The organism is Micromonospora noduli (genome assembly GCF_003264365.1).
Classification (GTDB): Bacteria; Actinomycetota; Actinomycetes; order Mycobacteriales; family Micromonosporaceae; genus Micromonospora; species Micromonospora noduli.
The window spans coordinates 100528-111305 of sequence record NZ_PYAK01000008.1; the positions used below are offsets into that span (position 1 = coordinate 100528).

The following is a 10778-nucleotide window of genomic DNA, read 5'->3' on the forward strand; positions in this document are numbered from 1 at the left end:
TTCGCCGCGCTCGGCGTGGACGAGTTCATCCTCTCCGGCTGGCCGCACCGTGAGGAGGCCGAGCGGGTCGGCGCCGAGGTGCTGCCCCTGGTGACGGCCCCGGTCGCGGCGGCTCCGGGAAGGTCGCGGGTGGCGGAGGTGTCGACGCGCTAGGGTCGACTCCGTGGCGGCGCGGAGATCCAGAATTCCAGCGACGAAGTATCCGGTCGAGCGGTTCACCCTCGACAACGGCCTGCGGGTGGTGCTCACCCCCGATCGCAGTGCCCCGGTGATCGGGGTGGCGGTGGTCTACGACGTCGGCATCCGCTCGGAGCCGGAGGGGCGTACCGGCTTCGCCCACCTCTTCGAGCACCTGATGTTCCAGGGCTCGGAGAACCTGGAGAAGCTGGCCCACTTCCGGCACGTGCAGGGCGCGGGCGGCACCTTCAACGGCTCCACCCACCTGGACTACACCGACTACTTCGAGACGCTGCCGAGCAACGCGCTGGAGCGCGCGCTGTTCCTGGAGGCGGACCGGATGCGGGGCCCCCGGCTGACCGAGGAGAACCTTCGCAACCAGGTCGACGTGGTCAAGGAGGAGATCCGGGTCAACGTCCTCAACCGGCCGTACGGCGGCTTCCCCTGGCTCACTCTGCCGCCGGTCATGTTCGACACCTTCCCGAACGCCCACGACGGTTACGGCTCCTTCGACGACCTGGAGTCGGCGACCGTCGCCGACGCCGCGGACTTCTTCCGCCGCTACTACGCCAGCGGCAACGCCGTGCTGGCCGTCAGCGGCGACATCGACGTGGCCGAGGCGACCGAGCTGGTCACCCGGCACTTCGGCGACGTGCCGGCCCGGCCGGCACCGCAACGGCCCGACTTCACCGAGCCCGACCTGAGCGCCGAGCGGCGCACCTCGTACACCGATGCCCTGGCGCCGCTGCCGGCGGTGGCCGGCGCCTGGCGCGTGCCCGACCCGGTCACCGACTTCGCCGGCTACCTGCCGTACGTGGTGCTGGCCGAGGTGCTCACCGACGGCGACGCATCGCGGCTGGTCGAACGGCTGGTGCAGCGGGACCGCACGGTGACCAGCCTCGGCGGATACCTCGGTTTCATGGGCGACCCGTTCGACGTCCGCGACCCCACAGCGCTGCTGTTGCAGGCGCACCTGCCGCCCGGCGGCGATGTGGACAAGGTGCTGCGCACCATCGACGAGGAGCTGGACCGGCTGGCCACCGACGGCCTGACCGACGGTGAGTTGGCACGCACCCAGGCCCGGATGGCGACCCACCTGCTGCGGGACACCGACGCGGTGCTCGGTCGGGCACTGCGGATGGCAGTGCTGGAGCAGCAACGCGGTGAACCGGGTCTGCTCAACGAACTGCCCCGGCTGGTCGGCGAGGTCACCGAGGAGCAGGTCCGGGCCGCTGCGGCCACAGTGCGCCCGGAGCGCCGGGCCGCCATCGAGGTCATCGCCGGAGGCGCCCGATGACGACCACCACCACTGCTCAGGTCGGCCCGCGTACGCTGCCGCCGCTCGGGCCGACCCGCAAGCTCAAGGTGCCCAAGCAGGCCGAGCGCACACTGCGCAACGGGCTCACCGTGATCGCCGTACGCCGGCCCGCCGTACCCCTCGTCGAACTGCGGCTCTGGGTGCCGTTCGGGCGGGTCCACCTGGCCCGCGGCGCGATGCTCTCGCAGACCATGCTCTCCGGCACCGGGTCGATGACCAGCGTGCAGATCGCCGCCGAGTTGCAGAAGGTGGGCGGCGGGCTCTCCGCGGGCGTCGACCCGGACCGGCTGATGCTCTCCGGCGCCGGCCTGGTCACCGGTCTGGACCGGATGCTGGAGCTGCTGGCCGAGGTGCTGACCGGTGCCAGCTACCCCGGTGACGAGGTGGCCACCGAACGGGACCGGCTGGTCGACCGGATCCAGGTGGCGCAGAGCCAGCCTTCGCACCTGGCCCGGGAGGCGCTGCTCAAGCGGATCTACGGCCGGCACCCGTACGCGACGCAGACGCCGGAGCCCGGTCAGATCCGTGCCGTCCGACCGGCGGCGCTGCGTACCCTGCACTCGGAGCGGGTCCACCCGACCGGCGCGCAGTTGGTGCTGGTCGGTGACGTGCAGCCGGAGAAGGCACTGGACGCGGCCGAGCGGGCGCTCGGCGGCTGGTCGGGTGCCGGGCGCGTGGCCGAGCTTCCGGTTACCCCGCCGCTGGAGCCGGGGCCGCTGCTGCTGGTCGACCGGCCGGGCTCGGTGCAGTCCTCGCTGCGGATCGCGCTGCCGGCGGTGTCGCGCACCGACCCGGACCACGCCCCGCTGCAACTGGCCAACCTGATCTTCGGCGGCTACTTCTCCTCCCGGTGGGTGGAGAACATCCGCGAGGACAAGGGCTACACCTACGGCCCGCACTCGGTGATCGAGCATTCCGTCGCGGGGTCGGTGCTGGTCGCCGCCGCCGACGTGGCCACCGAGGTCACCGGCCCGGCGCTGCTGGAGACGACGTACGAACTGGGTCGGTTGGCGTCACTCCCGCCGAAGCCCGAGGAGTTGGAGCAGGCCCGGCAGTACGCCCTGGGCACCCTCCAGCTCGGCATGTCCACCCAGGCCGGGTTGGCGGCGTTGACCAGCGCGTACGCCGGCAACGGTCTGCGCCTGGACTTCCTCGCCGAGTACGCCGCGAGGTTGGCGAAGGCGAGCATCGGCGACGTCGCGGAGGCGGCGGCGCGCTATCTGGCCCCGGCTCGGGCGGCGATCGTGGTGCTCGGCGACGCGGAGCGGGTCACCCCGGGGCTGGCCGCGCTGACCACGGTTCAGACCGAGCACGAGGCGTGAGCGAGCGGAGCGAGCGGGCCATGGGGTTCAGCAGCGGGCTGTCTCACGGCGGCGTGCAGCGAAGCGGAGCGCCGGCGTGAGCGGGGAGGCGGCGCCGCCGTTGGCGCGGTCCACGCTGGATCGGGCCGCGCACCGGCGGGGTGACTCGCAGTGGTTGACCGAGGCGTGGCTGCGCGCCCGGGTGTTGCTGCTCGACTCGACCGACGAGGGTCGGACGCTGGCCCGCACCGAGACGTCGCCTCCGACGTTGGTGCTGTTCGGGGCGGCTGACGTACCCGCCGGGTCAGAGTCGATGGCGATGTTCCTGGGTGTCGAACCGGACGGGGTGCCGGTCTTCGCTGTCGACGCGCCTCTTCCGGCGATCCCGGGGACCCGGGCGGTCCACCTCCGGGAGGTGGGTCACCTGCTCGCCGACCGGGAGGCCGGCATCTTCACCACCGCGTTGGCGCTGGTCAACTGGCACACCCGACACGGTTACTCGACGAGCACCGGCGCGCCGACCGCGATGGACGAGGCCGGTTGGTCCCGGGTGGACCGCAATGGTGGGCGGATCTGGCCGCGTACCGACCCGGCGATGATCGTGCTCGTGCACGACGGCGTGGACGGCCCGGACGGCCGCTGCCTACTCGGCAACAATGCCGGCTGGCAGGGCACCCCGGGTGGTCGCCGCTACTCCTGCCTGGCCGGCTACGTGGAACCGGGGGAGTCGGCGGAGGCGGCCGTGCTGCGCGAGGTCCGCGAGGAGGTGGGCATCGGGGTCGAGCGCGTCGGGTACGTGGGCAGCCAGGCCTGGCCGTTCCCCGGCTCGCTGATGCTGGGCTTCCTGGCCACCGCGAACCCGGCCGAGCCGGTGCGGGTCGACCCGTCCGAGATTGCGTACGCCCGGTGGTTCTCCCGCCGGGAGATCGGAGCGGCGTTGGCCGGGGAGTCGGTGGACGTGGGCGACGGGGCCCGGCTGATCCTGCCGCCTCCGTCGTCGATCGCGCTGTTCCTCATTCACCGCTGGCTGGACGGCTGGGTGGACGTCGACCGCTGAGCACGGTCCCGGCCCGTGGCCGCCGTTGCCGCGGCGGTCACGGGCCGGGAACACGGGCCGTCGTGGTCGGCGGGTGCGAGTAACGCGGCGGGGGAGCCGGTCCGACCACGACGGACGACCTGTGGAATCAGGTGCCGGTGCGGCCCGGTCTGTGTCGGAAGGCGGGCCGCGACTCGATCAGCGGGAGGACCTTGACCCGTTGCTTGCCGGCGCGGACCGCGCCGACGGTGGCCAGGGCGCGGGCCAGCAGCAGCGCGGCGTCCCGGTCCTCGGCGTGCACGATCTGCCGGCGCGGCTCGGGCGTGGTCGTCTCGTCGCGAAGTCGGTGGCCGTCCGCCCAGGCGGCGGCGATGTCCCCGTCAGCGACGGCGCGGATGTCGGTGCGAACGATCAGGAACCGCATGAGGGTCTCCGGATGAACCGCGACGGATGAGCCAGTGTGGAAGTTCCACGTATCCGAGGGCCATGTTACGCCCCGTGTTCGTCCCAGCAACTGAAACGCGCCTATCGGTTTCGAGCCTCGTCCGATCGGCGGATGGCTGCTCAGCAGGGTCGCCGGGTCGCAAAGCGACGGAGTCGGCGGGTCGACCGAGTCGGCGTGTCGCCGAGCGACGGAGCCGGCGGGTATGACGCGACGGGGCCGCCGGCAGTGCGCCGACGGCCCCGTACCAGTCACCGAATCAGTTCAGATCGAACTGGCCCTTCTTTGCCCCGGTGATGAAACCGAGCCATCCCGCGCGGTTGAACAGCAGTACCGGGCCGCCCCGGTCCTTGCTGTCGCGCAGGGCGACCGCCGACGGGCCGGTGGCCAGCGGGGCGACCTCCACGCAGTTGGAGGTCTGGCTGCGTGTGCTGGTACGCCACGGGGCGTCCGCCAACGAGTGGGCGGAGACGGACGGCGTGTTGCGGATTTCGTTCATGGTTCTGCTCCTGATGTGCAGCGATCCGATGGGACGAGTGGTGCCGCACGTCCCGACGGAGGGTCCCCCGTGGATCACCGGTCCGTCAGTCGCCCTGATTCCCGGCGGCGTTGGGTCGGCGCCGTTGCCGGCCCGAACGCCACTGTGGATGGGGGCGTCGCCTCGGTCAGCCGTCCCGTCGCCTCGATCAGCCAGGAGAGGGTGTCCGAGGCGTCAAGTGCCGCCTTGCATAGCCACTCGAACACCACTTTATAGCGATTTAGCGTGATTGACTCGGTCGACATGACGTCGGTGAAGCCACCTTCGATGGCCAATGTCTCCGGATCGAGGGGATCGGCGAACCGATAGACCGAGAAGGCGGTCGGCGGAAGGTACCAATCGCCGATCTGGGTGTCCCGGGGCAGCACGTGCAGGGCCACGTTGGGCAGCAGCGCCAACTCGCAGAGCTGGAGCAACTGTTCGTGCAGCACCTCCGGCGGCCCGGCCCGGCGGCCGAGAGCCGCCTCCTCCAACACGGCGGTGTAGCGGGGAGCGTGCGGCTCGCGGGTCAGCAGCGACTGGCGGGCCAGCCGCGCCTGCACCTCGGTCTCCGGCTCGTCGCCGGGCTCCGGCTCGCCCGCGCCCGCGTTCACCTGCCGGGCCGACACGATCCGGAGCTGGGCGTACCCGGGGGTCTGCAACAGGCCCGGCACGAGCACCGGGTTGTACTCGGAGATCTCCGCGCAGCCCGCCTCCAACTCGGCCCAGCCGCGCTGTTGCTGCGTCATCACCGGGAAGTTCTTCAACCAGCCGCGCATGTCGCCGGCCTCGTTGGTGATGCCCAGCAACTCGTCGTGCAGCGCCTGGTCGGCGCCGTAGAGGTCGAGCAGGTCGCCGACGTCCTGCGGGTCCGGTCGACTGCGGCCGTTCTCCAAGCGGGACAGTTTGGACGCGGAGGCCCAACCGATACGCTCGATGACCTGATCGCCGGTGAGGCCCGCAGCCTCACGTAGGCGGCGCAGCTCGATGCCCAACCGGCGACGACGCAGGATCGGGCTGGGTGCGGCAGGAGGCACAGTGTCCTCTTTCCCGTCGACCGCCGCAGACGCGACGGTAACTGTATGAAATTCGCCCCCCACGGTCAGTATGGACGGCGCGACCGGTGTCGGAGGTTCCGGCGAGGGCGTGTCTTGCGAAAATCGCACCACGGGAATGCCGGACGACGACGGACCCGCGGTCGCGGCCCGTCGACCTCGCCCACCTGGGCAGCCATCCCGCCGGAGGGACCCATGCGCACGATCCTGCGCCGACCCGACTTCCGCCTGCTCTTCGGCGGCCTGCTGGCCAGCATGACCGCCGAGTCGATCCTGCTGCTCGCACTTGCCATCTGGGTCAAGGATCTGACTGGCTCGAACGGGTTGGCCGGTGCCACGATCTTCGCGGTCATCGCGCCGATGACGCTGGCGCCGCTGGTCGGCTGGGTCGTCGACCGCTACCCGCGCCGACCGTTCTTCGTGGCCGCGAACGTGCTGACCGCAGCCCTGCTCGCCCCGTTGTTCACCGTCCGCGATGCGGGCGACGTCTGGGTCGTCTATCTGGTGGCCGCCCTGTACGGACTCTCGTCCATCACGCTCGGCGCGGCGCTCAGTGGGCTCATCCGCGAGATGGTGCCGGTCGAGCTGCTGGCCGACGCGAACGGCGTGCTGCAGACCGTACGTCAGGGGATCCGACTGGTCGGCCCGCTGGTGGGCGCGGCGCTCTACGCGGCGCTCGGCGGGTGGGCGCTGGCCGGAATCGGCATGGTCGGATTTCTGACCGCGGCGGCGGTGGTCACCGCGCTGCCCACCCCGCAACAGCTGCCACCGGCCGTACGGCTGCGGTGGCCGGCCGAACTGGGCGCCGGTCTGCGGCACCTGGCCGGCGAGCCGGTCCTGCGGCGGGCCCTGCTCGGCTACGGGCTCGGGTCACTGGTGATGGGCTTCAGCGAGTCGCTCATCTTCGCCTACGTCGACCAGGGGCTGAACCGGGATGCCGCCTTCGTGGGGGTGCTGGTCACCGTGCAGGGCGTCGGTGGTCTGCTCGGTGGACTCTGCTCACCGACGCTGGTCCGCCGGCTCGGAGAGGTCGGCACGCTGGCCGCCGGGGTCGCCTTCTTCTCTCCGGCCGCGCTCGCGCTCGCGTTCCCCGATCTGCGGCTCGGGTTCGCGGCGGTGCTGCTGGCCGGGGTCTCGCTCCCGCTGACGATGGTTGGTTTGCACACGCTGATCCAGCGCCGCACGCCGCCTTCGCTGGTCGGCCGGGTCGCCGCGGCCACCCAGGCGGTGGTCAGCGGGCCGCAGGCGGTCTCCATCGGGGCGGGTGCCCTGCTGGTCGGGTTCCTGGACTACCGGCTGCTGTTCGCGCTGGTCGGGGTGGCCACCCTGGCCGCCGGCAGCTACCTGTGGAGGGGCCGGCACCTGAGCGCGCCGGCCGGGGCCCGCCCGCCGACGCCGCCCACCCGCCCGACGCTCCCGGCACCCCGCCGACCGGCCGAGGACGCCGACCGATCCGAGCTTTCGTCACCCGCCGACCGCCGCCGCCGTGACCCGCTCCGGAACACGACGAGCGGCCGTCCCGGGTGGGGCGGCCGCTCGTCGAGAATGAACCGGCAGATCAGGCGTTGAGAGTCTCCAGGTGCTGCTTCACCTGGACGATCGAGGGATTCGTCAGGGCGCTGCCATCGGCGAAGCGCAGCGTCGGCACCGTCTGGTTGCCGCCGTTGACGCTCATCACGAACTCCGCGGCCTTCGGGTCCTGCTCGATGTCGACCACCTCGTACCCGATGCCCTCCCGGTCGAGCTGTGACTTCAGCCGGTGGCAGTAGCCGCACCAGGGGGTGGAATACATCGTCAGCATCCTCGGATCCTCCAACTCCTCCGGCCGCGGCTTGCGGATCAAGCCGAGCCTGTTCGCTGCAACGCTGGGAGGAGCTGAGATGATTCCTGGTTGTGGCGGTTCACTCAGCGTCGGAACAGGTGCTCGCCGGGCTGGACCCGGAGCAACGCTCCGCCGTGACCGCACCTGCCGGCCCGGTCTGCATCCTGGCCGGCGCCGGCACCGGCAAGACCCGGGCGATCACCTCCCGAATCGCCCACCGGGCGCTCTCCGGGGAGATCTCCCCCCGGCACGTGCTCGCTGTCACCTTCACCGCCCGCGCCGCCGCCGAGATGCGACACCGTCTCACTCTGCTCGGGGCGCACGGTGTCCAGGCGCGAACATTTCACGCGGCCGCGCTGCGCCAGGTGCGGTACTTCGCGCCCCGGCTGCTGGCCGGCCGCGCCATGCCCGAACTGCTGGACAGCAAGGTACGACTGGTCACCCTCGCAGCCGCCCGGGTCGGCCTGCGTACCGACCGGGCCGCCGCCCGCGACCTGGCCGGCGAGATCGAGTGGGCGAAGTCGTCGCTGATCGAGCCGACGGACTACGTGGTGGCCGCGGCCCGGGCACTGCGCGACACACCGCACGAGCCGACGAAGGTCGCCGACGTGTTCACCGCGTACGAACAGCTCAAACGGTCCAACGGCGTGATCGACTTCGAGGACATGCTGCGGGCCGCGGTGTGGGGCATCGAGGAGCACCCCGACGTCGGTGAGCAGATCCGCACCCAGTACCGGCACTTCGTGGTCGACGAGTACCAGGACGTCAACCCCCTCCAGCAGCGGTTGCTGGACGCCTGGCTGGCCGGCCGCAACGACCTGACCGTGGTCGGCGACGCCAGCCAGACGATCTACTCGTTCACCGGGGCGACCTCCGCGTACCTGGTCGACTTTCCCCGCCGGCACCGCAATGCCACAGTGGTGCGGCTGGTCCGTGACTACCGCTCCACCCCGCAGGTGGTCGGGCTGGCCAACGCGGTGATCTCCCAGGCCCGGGGCACCGAGGCGCGCCTGCGGCTGGAGCTGAGCGGGCAACGCCCATCCGGCCCCGAGCCGGACCTGCGGATCTTCACCGACGAGCCGGCCGAGGCGAACGCGGTGGCCGCGCGCTGCCGGTCACTGATCGACGCGGGCACGCCGGCGAAGGAGATCGCCGTGCTGTTCCGCGTCAACGCGCAGTCCGAGGCGTACGAGAAGGCGCTCACCGAGGCCGCGGTGCCGTACGTCGTGCAGGGCGCGGAGCGGTTCTTCGAACGGACCGAGGTGCGCCAGGCGATGGTCGCGCTGCGTGCGGCCACCCGCTCGATCCCGGGGGAGACACCGCTGCCGGCCGCCGTCGTCGAGGCGCTCACCGCCGTCGGCTGGGCTCCGGACGCGCCCCCGGCCGGCGGCGCGGCCCGCGAGCGATGGGAGGCGCTGTCCGCGCTGGTCCAACTCGCCGAGGAGTACGCGGCCACCCCCGAGGTCGTGCCGATCGGCGAGGCCGCCTCGGTGGAGCGCCCGGTCACCCTCACCGACTTCACCGAGGAACTGGCGCGCCGGGCCGCCCAGCAGCACGTGCCGACGGTGGACGGCGTGACGCTGGCGTCCCTGCACTCGGCCAAGGGGTTGGAGTGGGACGCGGTCTTCCTGGTCGGCCTCGCCGAGGGCACCCTGCCCACCACGTACGCCAAGACCGTCGAACAGGTCGAGGAGGAGCGCCGGCTGCTCTACGTCGGGATCACCCGCGCCCGGGAGTGGCTCTGGCTGTCGTACGCCACCGCACGCTCGCCGGGCGGACGGGCCCGGCGGCCGTCGCGGTTCCTGCCCCAACTGGACCGCTCCGGCGGCACCGAACGGGCGACCGGTGGCGCTGGTCCGGCCCGCCGTCCCGAGCGACGGCGAACCCAGATCGTCTCCTGCCGGATCTGCGGCGCCACCCTGCTCGCCGGCCCGGACCGCAAGCTCGGCCGCTGCCCCACCTGCCCGTCCGACATAGACGATGAGCTGCACGAACGGCTGCGCGAGTGGCGGCAGCGGGTGGCCGGTGCGCAGAAGGTCCCGGCGTACGTGGTCTTCACCGACGCGACGCTTGTCGCGTTGGCCGAGCGACGTCCGGGCCGGTCGGAGGAGTTGATCGCCATCGCCGGTATCGGCCCGCGCAAGCTGGGCCTCTACGGGGAGTCGGTGCTGGCCCTCGTGGCCGGTGCCGGGGTGGACGATGTCTGCCCGGAGAAAACTTTCGAAATCTCGTCGTAAATTCGTTTGCCCTCGCCCCGGCGCGAGGAATAGCCTCAGGACACACCACGCGAGCGGCGCCATTCCGGCTGCTCACGGGGTGCGGTCCAGTCGATTCGAGGAACGTGAGGGAGGTGGTTCCCGTGAAGATCTTCACCTATGAGCGTCTGGCGGCGATGCCGTCTGTCTGCGCTCCGCTGTCGGCTGTCCGGGTGGCCCTTGCGGCTGCACGACCGTCGGTTCCACAGGTGCACCAGGTTCAGGCCGAGCTGATCCTGACCGTCGCGCCCGCTGGAGTCGAGGGGACCAGTGGCTTCACGGGCAATGGCATCCAGGTCGCCAAGAAGCGCATGGATGTCCGCGGCGTTCCACCTCGAGGTAAACCGGTCTGACCATCAGACTCCGGCTCACCTCGAGGCCGCGGAACCCGCTTACCGGGATCCGCGGCCTCAGTTTTTTGCCCGCCGTAAGTACGTCGGAATGCGATCCACGAGATCGAAGTGAGAGAGAGGTGACCGGGAGATGAGTCTGGCGTTGGCCCCCCTCGACATGAGCGTCGAGATGGAGGCGAACCTGCCCTGCCGGAAGTTCGACCCCGACCTGTGGTTCTCCGACTCGCCCACCGAGCTCGAGCTGGCCAAGTCACTCTGCGGGGACTGCCCGCTGCGTGTCGAGTGCCTGGCCGGAGCCGTTGAGCGAGCGGAGCCGTGGGGCGTCTGGGGCGGCGAGATCTTCGAGCGTGGCGCGGTTGTCCCGCGTAAGCGGCCCCGTGGCCGTCCGCGTAAGGAGGACGTCGCCCGTGACGCCGAGCTTCGGGTCGAGGCCGAGGCGCGCCTGGCGGCCAGTGGGCTGTCCGAGGTGCGTGGCGCGGTCCGGCTGGCAGCCTGACATGTT

General features: G+C 71.5%; 12 protein-coding genes. 8 read left to right on the top strand and 4 right to left on the bottom strand.

The genetic code is table 11. The annotated features are described in order from the left end of the window. The first annotated feature begins 15 nt into the window (after nucleotides 1-15). The 4 genes from GUI43_RS08985 to nudC all read left to right on the top strand — a co-directional run bounded on the left by GUI43_RS08985 (nucleotide 16) and on the right by nudC (nucleotide 3853). Nucleotides 16-153 carry a hypothetical protein gene (locus GUI43_RS08985; RefSeq protein WP_346265194.1) on the top strand — a complete coding sequence of 46 codons (138 nt, stop codon included), beginning with the start codon at nucleotides 16-18 and terminating at the stop codon, nucleotides 151-153. 10 nt (nucleotides 154-163) lie between these two features. Further along, nucleotides 164-1474, top strand: a complete 1311-nt coding sequence (locus GUI43_RS08990) for a M16 family metallopeptidase (RefSeq protein WP_112672130.1) — start codon at nucleotides 164-166, stop codon at nucleotides 1472-1474. Next, nucleotides 1471-2817, top strand: coding sequence for a M16 family metallopeptidase (locus GUI43_RS08995; RefSeq protein ID WP_112698546.1), 1347 nt, complete (start codon nucleotides 1471-1473; stop codon nucleotides 2815-2817). Before GUI43_RS08990 ends, GUI43_RS08995 begins: the two co-directional genes overlap by 4 nt. Nucleotides 2818-2893: 76 nt before the next feature. Further along, nucleotides 2894-3853, top strand: a complete 960-nt coding sequence (gene nudC / locus GUI43_RS09000) for an NAD(+) diphosphatase (protein ID WP_112698547.1) — start codon at nucleotides 2894-2896, stop codon at nucleotides 3851-3853. A gap of 127 nt (nucleotides 3854-3980) precedes the next feature. Here nudC and GUI43_RS09005 read toward each other — a convergent pair whose 3' ends face one another. The 3 genes from GUI43_RS09005 to GUI43_RS09015 all read right to left on the bottom strand — a co-directional run bounded on the left by GUI43_RS09005 (nucleotide 3981) and on the right by GUI43_RS09015 (nucleotide 5828). Then, on the bottom strand, nucleotides 3981-4256 hold the full coding sequence (locus GUI43_RS09005; RefSeq protein ID WP_091406149.1) for a hypothetical protein: 276 nt from the start codon (nucleotides 4254-4256) through the stop codon (nucleotides 3981-3983). Nucleotides 4257-4533: 277 nt separating this feature from the next. Next, entirely contained in the window at nucleotides 4534-4773 is a 240-nt protein-coding gene (locus GUI43_RS09010; RefSeq protein WP_112583698.1) for a DUF397 domain-containing protein, read from the bottom strand. A 74-nt stretch (nucleotides 4774-4847) separates the two neighbouring features. After that, nucleotides 4848-5828 (bottom strand): helix-turn-helix domain-containing protein, encoded by a 981-nt coding sequence (locus GUI43_RS09015; RefSeq protein ID WP_112583697.1) that lies wholly within the window; start codon nucleotides 5826-5828, stop codon nucleotides 4848-4850. A gap of 213 nt (nucleotides 5829-6041) precedes the next feature. Between GUI43_RS09015 and GUI43_RS09020 the strand changes: the two genes are divergently transcribed. After that, nucleotides 6042-7415: an MFS transporter gene (locus GUI43_RS09020; protein ID WP_112698548.1), complete on the top strand. Its 1374-nt coding sequence runs from the start codon at nucleotides 6042-6044 to the stop codon at nucleotides 7413-7415. Here the strand turns inward: GUI43_RS09020 and GUI43_RS09025 are convergent. Beyond that, nucleotides 7405-7647 carry a mycoredoxin gene (locus tag GUI43_RS09025; protein ID WP_112583695.1) on the bottom strand — a complete coding sequence of 81 codons (243 nt, stop codon included), beginning with the start codon at nucleotides 7645-7647 and terminating at the stop codon, nucleotides 7405-7407. The two genes, GUI43_RS09020 and GUI43_RS09025, sit on opposite strands and share 11 nt — an antisense overlap. Before the next feature lie 92 nt (nucleotides 7648-7739). Here GUI43_RS09025 and GUI43_RS09030 point away from each other — a divergent pair, with 92 nt between their 5' ends. The 3 genes from GUI43_RS09030 to GUI43_RS09040 all read left to right on the top strand — a co-directional run bounded on the left by GUI43_RS09030 (nucleotide 7740) and on the right by GUI43_RS09040 (nucleotide 10772). Next, nucleotides 7740-9905: an ATP-dependent DNA helicase UvrD2 gene (locus tag GUI43_RS09030; RefSeq protein WP_112583694.1), complete on the top strand. Its 2166-nt coding sequence runs from the start codon at nucleotides 7740-7742 to the stop codon at nucleotides 9903-9905. Nucleotides 9906-10060: 155 nt separating this feature from the next. Continuing rightward, nucleotides 10061-10276: a hypothetical protein gene (locus GUI43_RS09035; protein ID WP_181518366.1), complete on the top strand. Its 216-nt coding sequence runs from the start codon at nucleotides 10061-10063 to the stop codon at nucleotides 10274-10276. A gap of 130 nt (nucleotides 10277-10406) precedes the next feature. Next, nucleotides 10407-10772 (top strand): WhiB family transcriptional regulator, encoded by a 366-nt coding sequence (locus GUI43_RS09040; protein ID WP_030490434.1) that lies wholly within the window; start codon nucleotides 10407-10409, stop codon nucleotides 10770-10772. Nucleotides 10773-10778 lie beyond the last annotated feature (6 nt).

Bases quoted from the DNA above. Each gene is read 5' to 3' on its own strand.
- GUI43_RS09005 (WP_091406149.1), bottom strand. From the start codon at position 4,256: ATGCGGTTCCTGATCGTTCGCACCGACATCCGCGCCGTCGCTGACGGG.
- GUI43_RS09020 (WP_112698548.1), top strand. From the start codon at position 6,042: ATGCGCACGATCCTGCGCCGACCCGACTTCCGCCTGCTCTTCGGCGGC.
- GUI43_RS09035 (WP_181518366.1), top strand. From the start codon at position 10,061: ATGCCGTCTGTCTGCGCTCCGCTGTCGGCTGTCCGGGTGGCCCTTGCG.
- GUI43_RS09025 (WP_112583695.1), bottom strand. From the start codon at position 7,647: ATGCTGACGATGTATTCCACCCCCTGGTGCGGCTACTGCCACCGGCTG.
- GUI43_RS08995 (WP_112698546.1), top strand. From the start codon at position 1,471: ATGACGACCACCACCACTGCTCAGGTCGGCCCGCGTACGCTGCCGCCG.
- GUI43_RS09010 (WP_112583698.1), bottom strand. From the start codon at position 4,773: ATGAACGAAATCCGCAACACGCCGTCCGTCTCCGCCCACTCGTTGGCG.
- GUI43_RS09040 (WP_030490434.1), top strand. From the start codon at position 10,407: ATGAGTCTGGCGTTGGCCCCCCTCGACATGAGCGTCGAGATGGAGGCG.